Genomic DNA, 19,361 nt, shown 5'->3' with positions numbered 1-19,361 from the left:
AAAATGGCTTTTCTCTTTATTTTAAGAGATGGAGAAGAGAATTGGGGAAATCTTAAAGAGGTTGAGGCAAGAGAGGGGTTTCAGTCAAAGGGAAGTTGCCCAAAGGGTTTCAAAAAATCTCCGCACCATCCAGCGGTTGGAAGGGGGCAAGATAAAGGATATCTCCCTTCCCTTAATCCTTGCCTATTTAGAAACGATTGGTATCTCACCCCTTCTTTTCTTTTCGGAATTATTGGGAAAGGAAGAGAAGAAATTAGAAATCGCCAAGAGGGAATTGCCCATCTCCTTCCCCGAGCACTATCTAAAGATGATTGCCGACTATCTTTTCGCTAAGGGGATAAAGAAAAAAGAGAAGTATCTCCAATTCGCCCGGGAATATTTCGCTTCTTTAGCCCACCTCTCCCCAATCCCGCTTTCCGCGATTAGTGAGAAGTATCAAAAGGAAAACCTTGACCAAGTTATTTGGCGCAAGGTGAAGAAGATGACGATTAGTGCCTTTAACTGGGCGGCGAAGGTGAAGTTTCCCAAAAAAGATAAGAAATTTGGGAAAAGAGGGGAAAGATACCGCCGGGTTTTGGCACGGGCGAAAGAGAGGGTGAAAAGGTTAATTTTTCGGACAAAAGGGGCAACGAGAACCTCTTTGCGCATCCATCTCGGGTTTCTTTCCGCTACTTATGGTCTGGTGAAGGGAAGCAACGGAAGACCATCCCCCGGAGAGATTGAAGAATGGATAGGGAAAAAGGAGAAGGAAGGTGGCGACAGAAAAATCTTAGCGGAGATGGTTAAGATAATGATTGAGGAGTATCGGAAGTAATTAGCGTCTTTCAGTAAAATGAAATCTTACCATTGTTGGGATGTGAATTTTATGGATCACGGTGATATTTTTAGTCCTTCTTCTTCTCTTCGCCGGCAAAATCTGATTATTCTGTTTTCTTATTTTTTGATTAAATAATTTTTGGTGAAAACCGGGCTGTTGATTTTTTCTAAAATTTTGGTAGAATAAATTAAAGAAGGAATGACGAAGGTATTTTTGGTGATAAATATCTTTCTTATTGGAGGGTTTACCTTTAGCCAGGTTGGAATTGTGGATACGGTTGGTTGGACAACCTATGATTTCCCTCCCTTTCATGCCCGCCGAACAATTGTCAATGATTTCCGTTTTGGCACCCATATCACCTGGCTCGCCGATTTTCCCCCTTACCGGGATGTGAGATATAATTTCTTTAATTGCAATACTGGGAGATGGCTAGGCGAAGCAGGCGTTTTCTTGGTGCGAACTGGTCTCCCAAGTCTCCATATAATCCCCACCGGCGAAGCGGTAGTTGGAGCTCACGGAACTGATGGTAATTCTCCCCTTCGCCCAATGGTTGCCAAGGATGTTGCACCCGGAAGTGGATTATTTCCCGAAGTCTCCGAAGGACCCGAAGGGTTTACTTGTCCTTTAATCACTGTTACTCAAAATGGCTGGATACACTTTGCCATTATTGATTATCCAGACGGAGAAGATATCTATTACACAAAAATTCGGCAATGGCCCAATTGGGAAGAGCCAATCCTTCTTGCTGAAGGTGTCGGACCTTTCCATAATATCACCTCTTCCCTTGTCTCCAATAATTTGATAGTATTATGGACTACCGCTTTACCGCCCGGGATGATTGACAGTGTCGCCTACCGAATCTCAACTAATGGTGGTGATACCTGGGGACCGATAACTTATATCCCTTTTCCACCAGCATTTAGCCCGGGTTCGGAAACGTTTCCTTCCTTTTATTCTATCTACGGCTTCTTTGACCGGACAGAAAATTTCCATATTGTCGCCTCCCTTTATCCAGTTATCAGAGATACGATGCGATTTATTCCGGCTGAGATTTGGCACTACTGCCCAAATAATAATCCAGCCTGGTCAAAGATTAGAAGGGCGGAACCAGAGACACTGGCCGGGGAGATTGATGAAGTCTTCGCTACCAGACCTTCTATCGGTCAGAACCCGACAACTCAAACTCTAATCGCCACCTGGGAGGAATTCATCGGCTCCAATCCCGAACCAATAAATAATCAACTTCGTTCCGGTATCTGGGTTTCCGCATCTGACGATAATGGCCGAACCTGGACAACTCCCCGGGTTATAACGGATACAACCGCCACCATCTCCTTCCGCTTCCCCTGTATCGCCGAGAAAATTGATCACTATGCCTGGATAACCTATCTCGCTGATTCAATCGCTGGCTCCGAAATGCCCAAAACCCGGAATCCGATTCTTGTCCATAGAGTTCCCATAGATTGGATTGTCGGACTTTCCGAAAAGGAGTTAAAAGCCCGGTCTCTATCCAGTTCGCTACTCATCTCTCCCAACCCCTTCCACAAATTGACAACTATCCGCTTACCGCATACCGCTCACTGCCCGAGATTGGAAATCTACAATAGCCAGGGGAGATTGATAAAATCTTTTTGCCCGCAAGCAAAAAACGTTATTGTCTGGAATGGTGAGGATGAAAGAGGAAAAAAGGTTCCAATCGGTATCTACATATTAAAGTTAGAAGGAAGAGGAATAAAAGAGAGAGAGAAGGTAATCTTCCTCTGGTAATAATCCCCTTTTTACAAAAGATGGTTAGGGGAAATAGTTAACTCCATAAAGAGGTTTCTAACGGATAAAAGATAATATTCCCGCTAAAATAAAGTATAATCTTAATCCACGATAGTTTAACCACAAAGACACGACACAAAGCATTGCGTAGCACAAAGGCACAAAAAAAGAGAAAAATATTCTCTGGCCAAGATGTAAAGGATACAAAGTTGTAGCGGTTTGATTTATCAAACAAATTCCCTTCCCCTTCCTTAAAGGGAAATTAGAGAAGGGATTGTCGCATAAATCCGATGCTACGCCTCAGAATACAAATTTTGGCTCCTTGCTTCATCTTGAGAAGAAGGTTTGAAGCGGGGGCTAATCCCCGGACGATTAACCCTTTGAACTGATAGTATAACAAATCTCCTTGGTTTGCAAGGATTTAGGGTATTAGAAGTTGAGGAAAGGTTCTCGGGGATGAGAGGATGAGGATTTTGACGAGAGCGCTATCGCCAAATGGCAGGAAATGCACCTTTAAGGACTATCTCAAATAAATTATCCAACAAATTCAAAACTTTTTTAGCCGCGCCGCATAGGCAAAGGCGAAGAAATATTTCCGCCAGGATTCAATTGAAGAAGAGAACTGATTGTCAAAATAGAAGTAGTCAACCAGACACTCCCTTAAACGAGTTAACTCCTTTAACCGTTTCTTATTTTTCTGATCCGCGATAGTTAAATCTAAGAGTTCCAAGGCGCGCTCAATCGCCTTTTGGCTATATCCCTTATTCTTCTCCTGCCAGATAATTGCCCGCTCCACCTCACTTCCGATATTCGCCATCTGCTCAAAGAAGGTCAACTGAAACCAGCGCCCTCGAGCTAATTCCTTATGTTGATAATTCACCTTTCAACCAATTGATTAACAACTTCAACCACTTTCTTTCTAATCTCTGGGTTATCAACACCCCGACTCCGGTTCCCTTGGGAAGGTCTTATATTTATCACCGAATCAAACTCAATCCAACCTTCACCTTCAATTTCTGGATAGAGATTAATGCCCCAGAGATTTTCCTGTTTTGAACCGTCTTCAATTAGGACCGCCTCTTCATCGGAATGGAGTTCCCCACCAATTGCCATAATTTTCCTTTCCACATCAACCACCGCCTTAACTAAATCCCCAAACATCCCCTCCGCCATCTTTTTTAATTCTCCTATTGAAACCTTCTCTCTAACAATCTTCATAACTATTGAAGTCTACGGAAGATTTCTGGTAAAGTCAAATATCGCTGTCGTTCCATCTTGATATCGCAAATTTTCCCTAAACCTTTATTTTAGGAGTTTACCCCTCATTAGAAACTATCAACAACCTTTTATATTTTACCAATGAGACTTAACTGCCCTATTTTCTCCATTTTTAAGGAGGAATACAAACTAAAAAATTGCAATTTTGCAGTTGGAACGACACACCTAATTTGACATATTTTCTTTTTCTCATTAATATAAATGTGGTTTATTTAGCAGGAGGAAATTATGAAAGTTGGAATTGTCGGGATGGGTCTCACGCCATTAAGGCCCCTTTCGCCCGAACTCTCCTATAAGGAGTTAGTTTATGAGGCGGCGGTCAAGGCTTATAATGAGTGTGGGATTAATCCCCGAAAGGATGTTGATACCTTTGTCACCTGCGCCGAAGACTATATTGAAGGGACTTCTATCTTTGATGAATATACCCCGGACCAACTCGGTGGTGCCTTAAAACCGAACCATACCGTAACTCAAGATGGCCTACAAGGGATTATTGCCGCCTGCCTCCAGATTCTAACTGGTAATTTCAATATCGCGGTGGTAGAAGCCCATGTTAAATCTTCCAATATCTTAACCCCGGATGGGATTCATCTCTGTGCCCTTGACCCAATCTATGTTAGGCCATTAAATCTAAACCCCTATTTTATTGCCGGTCTGGAATACGACCGCTTTTTGAGGGTGAATATGATTAATGGGATAGAATGCGGAGAGGTTGTGATTAAGAATAAACGAAACGCCTTAAAGAACCCTTATGCCTGTTATGGAGAAAATTTAACCCTTGATGACTATCTATCCTCCGACCCGGTCTCTCTCCCCTTACTCTCCGCGGATATCAGCCAACCCGCGGATGGGGCCTGTGTCTTCGTTTTGGCATCAGAGAAGGTGGCAACTTCTCTTAATAAAGAACCAATCTGGATTTCCGGTTTCGGCTGGAATTCTGGTTCTTATAACCTTGATACGAGGGAATGGTTTTACCTTTCTTATGTGGAGAAGGCGGCGAAGATGGCTTATCAGGAGGCGGATATCAAAAACCCCCAAAAAGAAATTGACTTTGCCGAGATTGACGATACCTTCTCTTATAAAGAACTGCAACATTTGGAAGCCTTAGGGATTTTCACCGAAGGGCGGGTCTTTGCCAAGTTGAAGGAAGGTGCCTTTCATCCGGAAGGGGAATTTCCGGTTAACCCATCTGGTGGCAGTTTGGGAATGGGTTATCTTTATGAGGCGACAGGTCTTATGCGTCTCTTTGTTGCCTGCCTCCAGTTAAAGGGGAAAGCCGGGGAGTTCCAATTGAAAAAGGCAGATAAGGCATTGGTCCATTCCTGGCGGGGATTGCCCACTCAATCAACCGCCTGTTTAATTATTGAAAGGAGGTAAAGATGGGAAGAAGGGTTGCCATTGTTGGTGTCGGAATGACCAAGTTTGTCCGGCGCGCCCAAGAGACCGGTAAGGAACTTGCCTATTATGCGGCAAAAGAAGCCTTAGACTACTGTGGGATGAAACTCTCCCAGATTGATGCGGTGGTGATTGGTAGCGCTCCGGATACCTTTGATGGTGTCCATATGAAAGGGGAATATCTATCGGACGGGGCGGGTGGTTTTAATAAGCCGACCCTCAGGTGTTATGTTGGTGGTGGCACCGGTGTCTTTGCGGTCATCTGCGGTTGGTATCATGTCGCCTCCGGTCTCATTGATTCCTGCCTTGTGGTCTGCGAGGAGAAGATGTCTTCTTATCAACCCCATCCCCAGGGAGCATTTTTGACCATCTTTGACCATACGACCGAAAGGCCATTAAAGCCAAACCTCTTATGGATCTTTGCCTTGGAGATGAATCGGTATATGACAACCTATGGCATAAAGAAAGAGGAGATCGCCTTAGTGGCGGTTAAAAATAAGAAAAATGCCTTAGACCATCCCGCAGCCCAATTGAAAGAAGAGATTACGGTTCAGGATGTCTTAAATTCACCGGTTTTGGCTTATCCGGTGCAGAGGCTTGATGTCTCTCCGGTTTCGGATGGTGCCTGTGCCATTGTGATGGTTAATGAATACCTGGCGAGGAGGTGGACCAATAAACCGGTTTGGGTGGAAGGGGTTGGCTGGTCTCTTGATACCGCGTACTGGACAAACCGGGACTTATGTTATCCGAGATACGTAGAAGAAGCGGCGCGGATGGCTTATAAGATGGCGGGGGTGACAAACCCGAGGTATGATATCCACATTGCCGAACCTTATGATCCATTTGACTATAAAGAACTCCACCATCTGGAAGGTCTAATGCTCTGCGGTAAAGGTGAGGCGCCGCAATTGACGGTTGATGGTGTTACCCAGAGGGATGGCGACCTACCGGTCTGCCCTTCGGGTGGACTTTTGGGTGTTGGTAATCCAATTGCCGCCGCTGGTCTGATGAAGGTGATTGAACTCTTCCTCCAACTCCGGGGCGAAGCGGGTAAGAGGCAGGTTGCCCGGAAGGTGAGAAGGGGTGTTGCCCAAGCCTGGGGCGATTTGATGCAGGTTGGCGCCGTTACGGTCTTGGGAATATAGGAGGAGAGATGAAATTCTTAGGAACTGGATTGAAAGATGAAGAGATAAAAGAGAGAAAGGTCTGCCTTGCCTATTGGAAGGCAGATGCCAAATACGCCTGGGATTGTGGCATCGCCATCGGTAAATATCTCGCTGGTCTTAAAGAAGGGAAGATTTTGGGTGTGAAGTGTGAAAAGTGCGGTCGGATAATGGTGCCACCAAGAATTTTCTGTGAAGAATGCTTCCGAACGATTGACTCTTGGGTGGAGTTAAAGGATACTGGTAAAGTTAATACCTTCTCCCTATGTTATATCACCTGGGATATGAAGTTCTTAAAAGAACCCCAAATTCCCGCGGTGATTGAGATTGATGGCGCTTCTCCCGGGCATGGTATTATGCACCTTTTGGGAGAGGTGAAACCGGAGGAGGTTAAGGTGGGGATGAAGGTGAAGGCGGTCTGGAAGAAGAAAGAAGAGAGAGAAGGCGCCATCACCGATATCTTATACTTTAAGCCGATATAGGAGGTTTTATGGGAGTCGTCAAGAAGATTGAAGACTTAGAGAGAATAAAATCTTGGAAGGGGGAACTACCCGTAGAGAGCCTTTACACCGCCGGGATCGCCGGGGAGAAATTCTTCCGGGCGATAAAAGAAGAGGGAAAATTTTTAGCGACCTATTGTCCGAAATGTGACTTTGTCTTTCTCCCACCAAAGATTTACTGTGAGTTCTGTTTTGAAACCCTTACCGAATGGAGAGAAATTCCGAATCGGGGAAGATTAGAAGGTTATACCATCCTCTTTCTCGGTCCGGACGGCAAAGAACTCTCTCAACCAGAATTGGTTGGTTTAATCCGGATGGAAAATACCGATACGGTAATTGTCCATCGCTTAGGGGAAATGGAACCAGAGGAGATTGAGATTGGAATGGAACTGGAAGCGGTCTTCAAAAGGGAAAGGGAAGGGAATATCAATGACATCTTATACTTCCGACCTTTGGAGATAATATGAAGTGTCTCTTCTGCGCCATCGCCTCCGGTGAAGAGAAAGCGGTTAAGGTCTACGAAGACGAAAAGAACATAGGAATTCTTGATATCTATCCGGTTGGTCCCGGTCATACCCTTATTATCCCGAAGAAGCATATCACTTGGTTTACCGATTTATTACCCGAGGATGCCGGTCCTTTCTTCCGGGCAATTTGGATTGTGGGTAATAAATTAAAGAAGGCATTTGCGACCGAATATGTGAGCCTCTTAATCCGGGGAACAAGAATCCCCCATCTCCATGCCCATCTGGTACCTAAGATAAGAGAGCGGGAAAATATCTTTGACAAGTTTTTAGACCTCCACCACTATGTCCAGGTGCGGCTAAAGGATATACCAAGTTGGGAAGAGTTGGAGCGAATTGGGCAAAAGATAAGGGAAGCGAAATAAAAAAATCTAATCAAGAACTAATTCCAAATAAACCGGGCGACTTCGCAGTTTTTAGAGAATGAAACTTTTAGATTTTGACTATTATCTGCCACCGGAACTTATCGCCCAAAAACCAAGGGAAAGAAGGGATGCCTCAAGGCTTTTAGTTGTTGACCGGAAAAAGAAGGAGTTCTTTGAGACGGTCTTCAGTAAGATTACCGAATATCTCAAACCCGGAGATGTTTTAATCCTTAATGATACCAAAGTGATTCCTGCCCGCATCTATGGCACCTTGCCCAATGGGAAAAAGGGTGAGATTTTACTTTTGCGGAAGGTAGAAGAGAACTTATGGGAGATCCTCTGTCGGCCGGCAAAGAAATTTAAGGTGGGAGTTGAAGTTCGGGTTGGTGATTTCGTAGTGAGAATTGAAGAACGAAGACCGACCGGGGTTAGACGCGCCCGCTTTTTGGGACCAATAGAAGAGATAATGGAAAAGTTTGGGGAGATTGCCCTTCCCCCTTATATTAAAGGGAAGATAGAAAATCCTAATGATTACCAGACCATCTTCGCCCAAAAAGAAGGAGGGGTTGCCTCACCAACCGCTGGCCTCCACTTCACCTTAGAACTTATTAATAAGATAAAAGAGATGGGGGTGGAGATTGGCTTTATTACCCTCCATCCCAGTTTGGGAACCTTCCGCCCGATAAAGACGGAAACGGTGGAAGAGCATAAGATGTATCAGGAAGATTTTAGTATTAGTTTAGAGACCGCGGAGTTAATCAATCGGGCAAAGAGAGAGAAAAGAAGAGTTATCGCCTGCGGCACAACCTCGGTTCGGGCATTGGAGAGTATTGCCGAAGATGGGAAAGTGAAACCCTATTCCGGGACAACTGAACTCTTTATCTATCCCGGCTATCAATTTAAGATTGTTGACGCCTTAATCACCAACTTCCACTTACCAAAATCACCTTTGCTCCTTTTGGTTTCTGCCTTTGCCGATAAGGAACTAATCTTCTCCGCCTACCGGTACGCAATTGAAAAGAAATTTCTCTTTTACAGTTTTGGCGATGCGATGTTCATTCTTTGAGAAAAGGGAATGAAACTATCGGTAAAAGAGGTAATTGAGATAACTAATGGTATTTTGATCCGGGGAAGGGAAGATTCCCTAATAGAGAATATCGCCACTGATTCCAGAAATATATCCCCAAATGATTTCTTCCTTCCCTTAAAAGGAAAGAACTTTGATGGCCATTCCTTTATCAGAGAGGCGAAAGAGAAAGGGGCAAAAGGGATAATCTTCTCAAAAGAGATAAAAGAAGAACTGCCAATTATGATAAAGGTCTCGGATACCAAAACCGCCTTAAAGGCGATTGCTTCCTATTACCGAAAGAAATTTCATCCCAAAGTGGTAGCCGTCACCGGTAGTAACGGCAAGACCACCGTAAAAGAGATGGTGGCGCATATTGCCCAAATAAAATACAAGGTCTTAAAGGCAAAGGAGAGTTATAATAACGATATCGGTCTTCCCTTAACCATCTTAGAACTTAATGAAGAGACTGAGGTTTTAGTCTTAGAGATGGAGATGAATGAGATTGGCGGCACCCGCTCCCTCTGCCAAATCGCCTTACCAGAGATTGGGGTGATAACTAACATCTCGGAAACCCATTTAGAGTTTATGAAGACCAAAGAGGGGGTGGCAAAAGAGAAAAAGGAACTTTTAGAATCCTTGCCCGAAGATGGTTTTGCCATTCTTAATTTTGACGACCCTTTAATCAGGGAAATAGCAGAGGAATTTAGTTTTAAGAAGATAACCTTTGGCCTTTCCCAAGAGAGCGATTTCTTCGCCCAAGATATCCAATTCTTTCCGGAAAAGACCGAATACCTCCTCCAAGGAAAATATCGGGTCTTATTAAAGACGATTGGCGAGGGCAATGTCTATAACTCCCTTGCCGCTCTGGCGGTCTCTTCTGCCTTAGGGATTGATTTAAGAGAGGCGGTCTCTTCTTTAGCCAACTTTCAACCACCACCTTTGAGGTATCAGGTAATAGATTTGGCTAATTATAAAATCCTCCTTGATTGTTATAATGCCAATCCGGCATCTATGTTAGAGGCATTGAAGACCTTAAAGATAATTGCCCCGGGTAGGAAGATCGGCGTTTTAGGAGATATGAAGGAGTTGGGAGAAAGGGAAAGGGAATTCCATTTGGAATTGGGAAAGAGGGCAAAAGATTATTTGGATATTTTGATTGCGGTTGGCGATTTGGCGGAAGTAGTAATTGAAGGGGCAAGAAAAGCCGGGATGGCAAAGGAGAGGACCTTTCCCTTTAAGGAAAGAGAAGAGGCGGTGAGATTTCTTTTAGAGATAATAAAGCCCTATGACACAATCCTTTTTAAGGGTTCCCGGGTGATGAGTTTGGAGATTATTTGCCAAGAGTTATTAAATTCCTTGAAAAGGGTAAAAAATCTGTTATAATTCTATTTTATTATGGCGAAAATTTTAAAGAAAAGAATTTTAGCTCCGAGCATTAAGGAGTTTATCGTTTCTGCCCCTTTAATTGCCCAAAAGGCATTGCCGGGGCAGTTTATTGTCTTACGGGTCTCAGAAGAAGGCGAGAGGATTCCCTTAACCATTGCTGAAACCTTCCCCGAAGAAGGGGCAGTGCGGATTATCTTTCAGGAAGTGGGGAAGACGACCAAACATTTGGGACTTCTCAAGGAAGGGGAAGAGATTTTAGATTTCGTCGGACCATTGGGTAAGCCTTCGGAGATTGAATTCTTCGGTAATGTGGTGGGTATTGGCGGTGGGGTGGGGACTGCGGTCATCTATCCGGTCTTAAAGGCATTAAAGAAAAAGGGGAACTATCTTATCGGTATCATCGGCGCCCGGACTAAGGAACTTTTGATTATGGAAGAAGAGATTAAAGAGGTTTGCGATGAGTTTTATGTGACAACCGATGATGGGAGTTATGGAAAGAAGGGATTTGTCTCCGATGCCTTGCAGGATTTAATTAAAGAAGGGAAAAAGATTGAGAGGGTAATTGCCATTGGACCGGTGCCGATGATGAAAGCGGTCTGTAATTTAACGAAGATTTATAATATCCCCACGATTGTCAGTTTGAACCCGATAATGCTTGATGCTACAGGAATGTGCGGGGTCTGCCGGGTAGAAGTTGGCGGGGAGACAAAATTCGCCTGCGTTGACGGACCAGAATTTGATGGCCATAAGGTAAACTTTGAACTTCTTGCCACCCGCCTTAAAACCTACTTAAAAGAGGAGAAAATCTCCTTGGAAAAGTTTGAAAAGTATTCTCCCATGGCTTCGCCCCGAGGCGAGTCGGAGTAGACTATGAAAATTAGAGATAAGAAAGTACCGATGCGGGAACAACCGCCAGCAGAAAGGATTAAAAATTTTAATGAGGTACCCTTCGGTTATACAGAAGAAGAGGCGGTCTTAGAAGCAGAGCGCTGCCTTTCCTGTAAGAAGCCAGCCTGCGTTAGTGGTTGTCCCGTAGAGATTGATATACCCGGTTTTATCAGTAAGATCAAAGAGAGAAAATTTCGGGAAGCGGCAAGGATATTAAAAGAGAAGAATTGTCTACCGGCAATCTGCGGCCGGGTCTGCCCCCAGGAAGAGCAATGTGAAAAATTTTGCGTTTTGGGTAAAAAGTTTGAACCCTGTGCCATTGGCCGGTTAGAAAGATTCGTGGCGGATTGGGAAGCAGAGCAGGGGATAGAGATTCCGGAAAAGGGAAAACCCACAGGTAAGAGAATCGCTGTGGTGGGTTCTGGACCCGCCGGACTCACTGTCGCTGGGGATTTGGCGAAGATGGGACACGAGGTAGTTATCTTTGAGGCGCTCCATAAGCCAGGTGGGGTTCTGGTCTATGGCATTCCTGAGTTCCGTTTGCCTAAGGCAATCGTTCAGCGCGAAGTTGATTTTGTCAAGGCATTAGGCGTGAAGGTAATTTTGAACTTTGTCGTTGGGAAGACGAAGACAGTGGACGAACTCCTTTTAGATTTTGATGCGGTCTTTATTGGTACCGGTGCCGGACTCCCTTGGTTTATGAATATTCCGGGGGAAAATGCTTCCGGGATTTATTCCGCTAATGAGTATCTAACCCGAGTTAATCTAATGAAAGCCTATCTCTTCCCGGAATATGATACCCCAGTAGTTAAAGGAAGGAGGGTAGCGGTGATTGGTGGTGGTAATGTGGCGATGGATGCGGCCCGGACCGCTTTAAGATTAGGGGCGGAGAAGTCAATGATTATCTACCGGAGGGGAAGGGAGGAGCTTCCCGCCCGGATGGAAGAGATTGTGAGAGCGGAAGAGGAGGGGGTAGAATTTCATTTTCTCACCCTACCGGTAAGATACATTGCTGATGGAGACGGCTGGGTGAAGGAGATGGAATGTATCAGGATGACCTTAGGAGAACCAGATAGTTCGGGACGGAGAAGACCCATTCCTTGTCCGGGCTCAGAATTTAGGATTCCGGTTGATACCGTGGTCTGCGCCATCGGTCAAAGCCCCAATCCCCTAATTCCCCAGACCACCCCGGGTTTAGCCGTTGGGAAACACGGTAATATTATCGCTGATGAAAAGACCGGCAAGACGACAAAGAAAGGGGTTTTTGCCGGGGGTGATATTGTGACCGGTGCTGCGACTGTAATTTTAGCAATGGGGGCGGGAAGAGTTGCGGCTCGGCATATTGATGAATACTTAAAAACCGGTATCTGGTAGTTGACAAAGCGAAAAGATTGAATAATATTTCATTATAAGATGCGGAGCACGGAGACGTGTTTCTGGCAATCCATTTCATCTCAACCTCCTTATTAAGACCCACCAATGAAAGTCCCACCGTTTTGCCAGAAACCGAATCTCCGGCTCCGCGGTTAAATCTCTTTTAATTTGGGAAAATTAAATTTAATCTATCTCCACCCTTCCCGGTTTTCCCAATTCTCCTATCAATTTAATTTCCAAGGGGATAAAATTTTTGATCGTCCAGATATTGGTAAGAAGATGGTTAGTAACCTGAGAGGTGGTAAAAAAGAATTTTTCTTCCCTTAATTTTCTCTTTAATAGGGCAAGAAAGATTAAGACCTGGTCCGCAAGGTGAGGGTCAAAGAGGGCTTCGGTCTGGTAATAGGTGAAAAATTCCTCTATTGCTTCTTCTGCTACCTTTTCCGCCGGTTTTCCCTTTTCCCCTAAGGATGAGAATCCGGCTAAAGCATTAGTGAATGTGGCTTTAATAAAGAGATAGGTCCCGGGGCTTGAAGCCTCACAGGTTTCAATTATCATCTCATTTATATTAAAATTACCCCCCAATTTCTCCTTCACCCTTTTTGCCTGTCTCTCGGCGATTGTTAAAGGGAGATTTGCCACTCGGGAGATGACCTTTAAAAAAGATAGGTCCCCCCTCTTTGAATTGGAGATGTTAGCGAAAGAGGAGAAAGAGAGCGGTCTTATTTTAAGAGTTATCTCACCACCCCCCACCGGATAAAACCCATACTTTTTTATCTCACCTTCTGCCTCATAGCCTAACCTTTTAATCGTCGGCAACAGAATTTCTTTTAAGTAATCAAAGATGGGACTGAAGGGAACATGAGTCCCCCCTTTTAAGGAAACTTCAGATTCTCTTTCCGCAAAGAAAAGTATTGGTAAGACTGATTGGGCAACTAAGGTTACCGAACCGGCACTTCCTCTTTCCTCCGCTACATCAAACTCATATTTGCCCGGTAAAATTTTCTTCGGGTGGAACATTAGTTTTTCCGAACCGAACTCATCCCCTTCCTTTTCCGCTTCGGTGATCTTTGCCACCGCCCGCACCCCGGTGAGATGTTGCGCCAATAAACCGGGTTTTTTCCTTCCCTTTCGGATATTGAAAATGAGAAATGGTTTAGCTAAAACTGAGGAGAGAGCCAGGGCGGTGCGTAAAATCTGTCCCCCCCCTTCGCCGAAAGAACCGTCAATTTTTATCATTTCTCCACCACCAATTCTACTTCTATCTCTTTAATGAAATTCAATAAATGGTTCTTCAAAAATCGGTAGAGGAGGGGGAAAAACTTTTTTAAGAAACGGGCAAACCTTGGATATTGATAAAAATAGTTTACCGATTTCAGAGAGAAGTTTACCGGAGAAGAGAAACTTATTGGTCGCTCTTTGGTGAAATAGCGAAAGGTCTCCTCAGTAAAAAATCTCTTATGGGTGGGGTCCTGAAAGGCAAGATAAGAAGAATAATAGGGAACCCGGATAAAAATTTCTGCTTTATTTTTACTGATGCGCCATAACTCCGCCAAGACCTTTATGGTATCGGAGAGATGCTCTATACAATGATTGGCAATCACCTTATCAAAGGTATCGTCGGGAAATGGATAGGGGGTAATTTCTAAATCCCAAACTACCTCTACCTCCGGAAAGGGGATTTTGTCTAAATGAATCACCTCTTCCCCTTCTTTTCCCCGATAAGGTTGCAAACCGCTACCGATTTCCAAGACCTTCACCATACTAAAATAAATAAAAAGTTCCCGAAGTCAATTGCCGCAACCTTTCATTGACTTGAAAACCTTTTGAGAATATAATTGAGGATGGTTAATCAGAATGGGTGGAAGTTATTAATTTTTATTTTGTTTATTTTTGGTAACCTATCCGGTTTTTCTAAGGCGATTCTCTTCTCAAAGGAAGATTTGATTGTAGAAAAGAGAGATACCTTTGATCTTCTCTTTTTGCCCGACTGTGAATTGACCGAGGAGATAGGAAAACCCCAAGTTCCGATTCGGGCGCAGGTTTTCCCTATTCCTAAAGGGAGTAAAATTTCGGAAGTAAAAATCTCAGAAGTGGAATTGGAAACCTTACCCGGGAATTTTCTCATCTTTCCCAGCCAAAAGCAATACCCCATCTCTTGGCAATTGGAAAAGATTGATTTTATCCCACCCCGTGATGAGTTTTATCAATCAGAGAGAATTTATCCTGGAAAGGTCTGGGAATTTATTGGCATCGGGAAAATGGGAAAAGAGAAATTTGCCGAATTCTTATTCTATCCCATTCAATATCTACCGAAAGAGAAAAAGGTTATCTTTTATAAGAAGATAAAACTCTCTCTTAATTTTATCTCAGAAGAGGAGAAAGAGGAAAAAGAGATGGAAAATGGTTTTGAATACCTCTGTATCACTTCGCCCCCTCTGGATACCGTCTTTGAGAGGTTGACCTCCTGGAAGGAGAAAAAAGGAATACCTTCTGCCATCCGAACTGTCTCTTGGATTGAAAATAATTACCCGGGAAGAGACCGGGCGGAAAAGATTCGCAATTACTTAAAGACTTTACCCGATTCCGGGACAAAATGGGTCCTTTTGGGTGGCGATACCGATATTATCCCCTGCCGTTACGCCTATGCCATGACCTGTAGCGCCAATATCCATCCCCGAGAAGACCTCTTGCCTTCTGATTTGTATTATGGGGATTTAGATGGCGACTGGAATTTTGATGGCGATACCATCTTCGGCGAAGTAGAAGATTCTATTGATCTCTATCCCGAACTATTCGTTGGTCGGGCACCAGTCAATACCATCTCTGAGGCGCAGGCATTTGTCAATAAGGTTTTAAACTACGAGAAGAGTCCCAATCCGGATTATTTGCAGGATGTCTTATTCTTTGCGGAAGTTCTCTGGTCAAATCCCTATACCGATGGCGGGGTGCACAAAGACAAGATGGAAAGGGAGTCATTCTCTTCGGATTTTAATATCACCAAATTATACCAGAGGTTAGGGAATTTAAGCCGAACTGCGGTGATGAACGCAATGCGTATGGGTAAAAATCTCTTAAATCACGATGGCCATGGTTGGATTGACATAATGTCAACCGGAGGGACTTCTTTAAGAAATCAGGACTTAGATACCGTAACCAATCTGGGAAAATATGGAGTTTTATATTCTATTGGTTGCTGGACTACCGCTTATGACTTTGACTGCATCGCCGAACATTATCTTATCAATCCGAGAGGAGGTGGAGTTGGTTTCATCGGTAATTCCAGTTACGGTTGGGGTTCACCAGGCAATCCTGGTTTTGGCTATTCGGATAAGTTTGATAATCGCTTCTTCTATGAGTTATTAAAAAATAGAAGAAACCTCGGCGAGGCTTTGGCTTACGCCAAAATCCATTACCTCCCATTTTCTCGGCAGAAAAATGTCTACCGCTGGCACCAATACCAGGTAAATCTTTTAGGTGACCCGGAGATTAAAATCTGGACTAAAAGACCTTGCTCTTTGGAGGTCTCTTCTCCCTCGGCTCTGCCCAACCGGGAAGGGAGGTTTCTCTTTAAGGTTACTTCTTCGGGGACGCCGGTTAAAGATGCCCTGGTCTGTTTGAAAAAAGATGATGAGTCTTATGACCGAGGATTGACCAATGAAAGGGGTGAGATTTTCTTACGCGCCTCGCCTCAAACACCGGGGAATTTCTCTTTAACGGTCACCGCGCCCAATTTCTATCCCTTGGAGAGAGAAATCCCGGTCGTTTCGGGTGGCTATGTGAACTTTTTAGGATTTTTAGTTAATGACTCCTTAGGGAACAACGACAAAATTCCTAACCCCAATGAGACTCTATTTCTTTCCCCAATTTTTAAGAATTGTGGTGACGAAATAGTTAATAATATAAATGTCTATCTCTCTATTTCGGATACTCTGATCACCCTCCTTGATTCCTTTTGTTTTATCCCTTCTCTTTCTCCTGGGGAGTCAATAATGGTGGAAAATGGTTTCCAAATTTTTATTGGTAATGGGAACGATGGTCATAGCGTCAATTTTAACCTTCTGGTCCGAGCGGATTCCGTGAGACTTTATCAACCAACAATTTTAATCTGCCGACCAAGAGTACGGATTCACTATCCCGAAGTGAGAAATAGACCTTCCCTTCCTAATGAGACGAAGAAGATAAGCATCTCTTTATATAATTCTGGTTTTGGCATTAGCCATCGTACCTGGGTCTTTCTCTCTTCCCTTGATCCTTATCTCACTGTCCTTGCTCCAGAAAGTCTATTCTATGGAGAAATCCAACCAAAATCTATCTGCTCTCTTCCAGATACCTTTCTCGTTGCTATTTCACCTTCCTGCCCGGGTTCTCATCTGGCTTTACTCCAAGTTGCTATTCGCTGTCAGGATTACCAATTCCTTGATACCTTTCCCCTCTTAATTGGGCAAAGTGGTTTTTGGGATAATACCGAAACGGGTGATTCCTTATGGCAAACCGGAGGTACTAATAACCTCTGGCATCTTTCTTCCCGAAGGTCTCACTCCGGAAGTTTCTCTTGGTATTGTGGCGATGAGCAAACCACCAGATACCATGATAATATGAATGCCTTTCTCCAAACCTTACCTTTTATGGTCGACCAAAACCCTTATCTTAAATTCTGGCGCTGGTTTAAGGTACCCAATTATGGGGTTGATGGGATATATGTGATAATCATTCGGGGAAATCGGGCGGAAACCCTTGATTTTATTGGTACCGGAGGCGCCCTGGGCGACCCGTGGCTTCGCCCCGAGGTGAGAGGGAAGGTTATTGAAAGTGATTGGTGTCAAGAGTTTTATGACTTATCCTTTTTATCAATCGGAGAGACAATCCAGGTGCGTTTTGTCTTTAAGAGCGATAATGATGGTCAGACCAGTGAAGGTTTTTATCTTGACGATTTTGAGGTTGGCAGTTTGCCAACCCGCGAGCCATGTTTGATAGGAGAAAAAGGAACATTACCTCACCACGCAATTTGGGTCTTTCCCAATCCGGTGCGGAAAGGGCTAAATATCCAACTTGATTTACCATTAAAAAGTTCTTTTCATCAGTTGGTGATCTATGATGCCAAAGGTTCAAAGGTGAAGAGAATTTCTCTCAATCGGCATGGGAGTGCCTTTTGGGATAAGAGAGACGAAAAAGGGAAAATAGTTTCTCCCGGTCTCTATTTCCTATTTCTGAATGAAGAGGCTTCCCCAAAATTATACTTTCTTAAAAAGTTAATTCTGATTGATTAAAATTTTTCCACTGCCTTAGGGGAAGGATGAAACTCTCTTTTCTTTTCCCAACCTTTATCACCGAAGAGGGTCCTCTTCCCATCGGAGCCCGATACTTCCTTTATCCTAACTTGGAATTCCGACAGATTGCCAATTTTCTTCCCGAACCAGAAAGTTCCTATTTTGACGAAAGGATAGAGAAAATTACGGATGAGGCATTAGGGGATTTTGTTTTTATCTATACCCCATTAGAAGTTTCCCCCCGAAAGATAATAGAGATTGCCAACCGTTTAGAAGGCAAAGGGAAAAAGGTTATTATTTTTGGTCCTTTGGTTTCTAAGGAGAGAAATGCTTTCCCGCCGCACCTTTCCTTTATCCGAGGTTCCATCTTGAATATCTTCCCTCAGGTGAGAGAGGATTTACTTAAAGGAAGTTTAGCTCCAATTTATGAAGCCGGTACTGACCCCACTTACCTTCCTTACCGTTGGGACTTAAAAATTTCCTACTTAAATTCTATTCATCAGGCGATTAATTTTACTTTGGGTTGCTTCTGTCAAAAAGAGTTAAGGTCTTTCTGTCCCCAGGCAATTTATTATGGAGAGAGAATAAAGAGGAGAGGGAAGGAAGAAATCCTCGGTGAGGTTCTTAATCTCCCCTACAAAAGGGTATATCTATTGGATGAAGATATCGCCTCCGATATTAACTACTATTGGGAAATCTTCACTTCCCTTTGGCAATGGAAAAAAGAGTGGGTAGTTAATGCCTCCTCCACGATTTTAAATCACCCCCATTTTCTTCGTTTTTTAGGAAAAGTTGGCATTCGGATAATCTACCTCAAAGAAGATTTCCTCCCCACTGAGGAATTATATTCCCTTAACCAAAAATTGGCGCGCGAAAAAAGAAAACAGGTGAAAAGGATACAATCGGAAAGAATTTTGGTGGGAATAAGAATGGCCTTATTCTTACCCAATGCTTCGCCCCGAGGCGAGAAGGAAGGGGTGAACTACGAACCCATCTTTCGCTACCTCTCTTTAATTGACCCTGATTTCCTTGAAATCCGTTTCTTTCAAGATAAAAATCCGGTCTATCTCACCTACCACCCTTTAATTAACCAGAATGAACCCTTATGGTTAAAATCTCAGTTTTATAGTGTTCGCTCCATTCTTCTCCGATTACTTAAAAGACCGCGTCGGGTCGGCTTATATACCACCACCTTTTATGCCCTTCCCCTAAATCTCTCCTACCGGCAAAATTTTTTAGAAGGAATTCCTTTTCCACCATAAAGAAATGGGAGGAATTATGCCTTGGAAAAATTTTTTTCTCATCTTCTTCTCCCTCTTTTTGGCAGAATTGGGAGATAAGACCCAATTGGCAGTGATTGGCTTCACCACCTCCCAAAAATCTCCCTTCTTCGTTTTTCTCGCTTCTACCGCTGCCTTGGCTTTTAGCACCCTCCTTGCGGTTCTTTTTGGTTCTCTTCTTTTACGGATTATTCCGATAAGGGTTCTCCATCTCATTGCCGGCATTCTCTTCTTTATCGCGGGTTTTTTCCCCTTCTCCCAAGGCCTTTTCGGACAGAGATAATC

Annotated in this window: 18 protein-coding genes; 14 read left to right on the top strand and 4 right to left on the bottom strand. The window is 43.8% G+C overall.

Going from position 1 to position 19,361, the window contains the following annotated elements:
* The first annotated feature begins 28 nt into the window (after positions 1-28).
* Together ABIL00_05320 and ABIL00_05315 are read left to right on the top strand one after the other, a co-directional pair.
* Positions 29-814: a transcriptional regulator gene (locus ABIL00_05320; GenBank protein MEO0110174.1), complete on the top strand. Its 786-nt coding sequence runs from the start codon at positions 29-31 to the stop codon at positions 812-814.
* 201 nt (positions 815-1,015) lie between these two features.
* Positions 1,016-2,584, top strand: a complete 1,569-nt coding sequence (locus ABIL00_05315; GenBank protein ID MEO0110173.1) for a hypothetical protein — start codon at positions 1,016-1,018, stop codon at positions 2,582-2,584.
* Positions 2,585-3,131: 547 nt separating this feature from the next.
* Here ABIL00_05315 and ABIL00_05310 read toward each other — a convergent pair.
* Both ABIL00_05310 and ABIL00_05305 read right to left on the bottom strand, forming a co-directional pair.
* Positions 3,132-3,464: a hypothetical protein gene (locus tag ABIL00_05310; protein MEO0110172.1), complete on the bottom strand. Its 333-nt coding sequence runs from the start codon at positions 3,462-3,464 to the stop codon at positions 3,132-3,134.
* Positions 3,461-3,802 carry a DUF5674 family protein gene (locus ABIL00_05305; GenBank protein MEO0110171.1) on the bottom strand — a complete coding sequence of 114 codons (342 nt, stop codon included), beginning with the start codon at positions 3,800-3,802 and terminating at the stop codon, positions 3,461-3,463. Before ABIL00_05305 ends, ABIL00_05310 begins: the two co-directional genes overlap by 4 nt.
* Before the next feature lie 288 nt (positions 3,803-4,090).
* Between ABIL00_05305 and ABIL00_05300 the strand changes: the two genes are divergently transcribed.
* Genes ABIL00_05300 through gltA form a run of 9 tightly spaced genes read left to right on the top strand, consistent with a single transcriptional unit; the run spans position 4,091 to position 12,526 of the window.
* Positions 4,091-5,239, top strand: a complete 1,149-nt coding sequence (locus ABIL00_05300; GenBank protein MEO0110170.1) for an acetyl-CoA acetyltransferase — start codon at positions 4,091-4,093, stop codon at positions 5,237-5,239.
* 2 nt (positions 5,240-5,241) lie between these two features.
* Positions 5,242-6,402, top strand: coding sequence for a thiolase domain-containing protein (locus tag ABIL00_05295; protein MEO0110169.1), 1,161 nt, complete (start codon positions 5,242-5,244; stop codon positions 6,400-6,402).
* A gap of 8 nt (positions 6,403-6,410) precedes the next feature.
* Positions 6,411-6,902, top strand: coding sequence for a Zn-ribbon domain-containing OB-fold protein (locus ABIL00_05290; GenBank protein MEO0110168.1), 492 nt, complete (start codon positions 6,411-6,413; stop codon positions 6,900-6,902).
* Positions 6,903-6,910: 8 nt separating this feature from the next.
* Complete coding sequence (locus ABIL00_05285; GenBank protein ID MEO0110167.1) at positions 6,911-7,387, top strand: Zn-ribbon domain-containing OB-fold protein; 477 nt, start codon at positions 6,911-6,913, stop codon at positions 7,385-7,387.
* Positions 7,384-7,809, top strand: a complete 426-nt coding sequence (locus ABIL00_05280) for an HIT family protein (protein MEO0110166.1) — start codon at positions 7,384-7,386, stop codon at positions 7,807-7,809. The genes ABIL00_05285 and ABIL00_05280 overlap by 4 nt, the downstream gene beginning before the upstream one ends.
* Positions 7,810-7,867: 58 nt before the next feature.
* Positions 7,868-8,875: a tRNA preQ1(34) S-adenosylmethionine ribosyltransferase-isomerase QueA gene (gene queA / locus ABIL00_05275; GenBank protein ID MEO0110165.1), complete on the top strand. Its 1,008-nt coding sequence runs from the start codon at positions 7,868-7,870 to the stop codon at positions 8,873-8,875.
* Positions 8,876-8,884: 9 nt separating this feature from the next.
* Positions 8,885-10,261, top strand: coding sequence for a UDP-N-acetylmuramoyl-tripeptide--D-alanyl-D-alanine ligase (murF, locus tag ABIL00_05270; protein MEO0110164.1), 1,377 nt, complete (start codon positions 8,885-8,887; stop codon positions 10,259-10,261).
* 12 nt (positions 10,262-10,273) lie between these two features.
* Positions 10,274-11,131: a sulfide/dihydroorotate dehydrogenase-like FAD/NAD-binding protein gene (locus ABIL00_05265; GenBank protein ID MEO0110163.1), complete on the top strand. Its 858-nt coding sequence runs from the start codon at positions 10,274-10,276 to the stop codon at positions 11,129-11,131.
* Positions 11,132-11,134: 3 nt separating this feature from the next.
* Positions 11,135-12,526: an NADPH-dependent glutamate synthase gene (gene gltA / locus ABIL00_05260; protein ID MEO0110162.1), complete on the top strand. Its 1,392-nt coding sequence runs from the start codon at positions 11,135-11,137 to the stop codon at positions 12,524-12,526.
* A 183-nt stretch (positions 12,527-12,709) separates the two neighbouring features.
* Here gltA and rtcA read toward each other — a convergent pair whose 3' ends face one another.
* A complete protein-coding gene (gene rtcA / locus ABIL00_05255) occupies positions 12,710-13,765 on the bottom strand; it encodes an RNA 3'-terminal phosphate cyclase (GenBank protein ID MEO0110161.1) in 1,056 nt (351 codons plus the stop codon).
* Complete coding sequence (locus ABIL00_05250; protein MEO0110160.1) at positions 13,762-14,286, bottom strand: methyltransferase domain-containing protein; 525 nt, start codon at positions 14,284-14,286, stop codon at positions 13,762-13,764. The genes rtcA and ABIL00_05250 overlap by 4 nt, the downstream gene beginning before the upstream one ends.
* A gap of 123 nt (positions 14,287-14,409) precedes the next feature.
* Between ABIL00_05250 and ABIL00_05245 the strand changes: the two genes are divergently transcribed.
* From ABIL00_05245 to ABIL00_05235, 3 genes are read left to right on the top strand one after another with little or no spacing between them, the layout of a single operon-like run.
* Positions 14,410-17,796: a C25 family cysteine peptidase gene (locus tag ABIL00_05245; protein MEO0110159.1), complete on the top strand. Its 3,387-nt coding sequence runs from the start codon at positions 14,410-14,412 to the stop codon at positions 17,794-17,796.
* A gap of 26 nt (positions 17,797-17,822) precedes the next feature.
* A complete protein-coding gene (locus tag ABIL00_05240) occupies positions 17,823-19,058 on the top strand; it encodes a hypothetical protein (protein MEO0110158.1) in 1,236 nt (411 codons plus the stop codon).
* A 16-nt stretch (positions 19,059-19,074) separates the two neighbouring features.
* The gene (locus tag ABIL00_05235; protein ID MEO0110157.1) at positions 19,075-19,359 is read left to right on the top strand and encodes a TMEM165/GDT1 family protein; all 285 of its coding nucleotides are present in this window, start codon (positions 19,075-19,077) and stop codon (positions 19,357-19,359) included.
* Positions 19,360-19,361: the final 2 nt, after the last annotated feature.

This window comes from candidate division WOR-3 bacterium, assembly GCA_039801905.1.
Lineage (GTDB): Bacteria > Hydrothermota > Tepidihabitantia > Tepidihabitantales > JBDRVQ01 > JBDRVQ01.
This window is presented reverse-complemented; position numbering and strand designations above follow the sequence as displayed.

What these genes read in the sequence shown, in the direction of transcription:
- ABIL00_05300 (MEO0110170.1), top strand. Translation starts at nt 4,091, where the DNA reads ATGAAAGTTGGAATTGTCGGGATGGGTCTCACGCCATTAAGGCCCCTT.
- ABIL00_05280 (MEO0110166.1), top strand. Translation starts at nt 7,384, where the DNA reads ATGAAGTGTCTCTTCTGCGCCATCGCCTCCGGTGAAGAGAAAGCGGTT.
- ABIL00_05235 (MEO0110157.1), top strand. Translation starts at nt 19,075, where the DNA reads ATGCCTTGGAAAAATTTTTTTCTCATCTTCTTCTCCCTCTTTTTGGCA.
- ABIL00_05320 (MEO0110174.1), top strand. Translation starts at nt 29, where the DNA reads ATGGAGAAGAGAATTGGGGAAATCTTAAAGAGGTTGAGGCAAGAGAGG.
- ABIL00_05290 (MEO0110168.1), top strand. Translation starts at nt 6,411, where the DNA reads ATGAAATTCTTAGGAACTGGATTGAAAGATGAAGAGATAAAAGAGAGA.
- murF (MEO0110164.1), top strand. Translation starts at nt 8,885, where the DNA reads ATGAAACTATCGGTAAAAGAGGTAATTGAGATAACTAATGGTATTTTG.
- gltA (MEO0110162.1), top strand. Translation starts at nt 11,135, where the DNA reads ATGAAAATTAGAGATAAGAAAGTACCGATGCGGGAACAACCGCCAGCA.
- ABIL00_05315 (MEO0110173.1), top strand. Translation starts at nt 1,016, where the DNA reads ATGACGAAGGTATTTTTGGTGATAAATATCTTTCTTATTGGAGGGTTT.
- rtcA (MEO0110161.1), bottom strand. Translation starts at nt 13,765, where the DNA reads ATGATAAAAATTGACGGTTCTTTCGGCGAAGGGGGGGGACAGATTTTA.
- ABIL00_05265 (MEO0110163.1), top strand. Translation starts at nt 10,274, where the DNA reads ATGGCGAAAATTTTAAAGAAAAGAATTTTAGCTCCGAGCATTAAGGAG.
- queA (MEO0110165.1), top strand. Translation starts at nt 7,868, where the DNA reads ATGAAACTTTTAGATTTTGACTATTATCTGCCACCGGAACTTATCGCC.
- ABIL00_05240 (MEO0110158.1), top strand. Translation starts at nt 17,823, where the DNA reads ATGAAACTCTCTTTTCTTTTCCCAACCTTTATCACCGAAGAGGGTCCT.
- ABIL00_05285 (MEO0110167.1), top strand. Translation starts at nt 6,911, where the DNA reads ATGGGAGTCGTCAAGAAGATTGAAGACTTAGAGAGAATAAAATCTTGG.
- ABIL00_05305 (MEO0110171.1), bottom strand. Translation starts at nt 3,802, where the DNA reads ATGAAGATTGTTAGAGAGAAGGTTTCAATAGGAGAATTAAAAAAGATG.
- ABIL00_05295 (MEO0110169.1), top strand. Translation starts at nt 5,242, where the DNA reads ATGGGAAGAAGGGTTGCCATTGTTGGTGTCGGAATGACCAAGTTTGTC.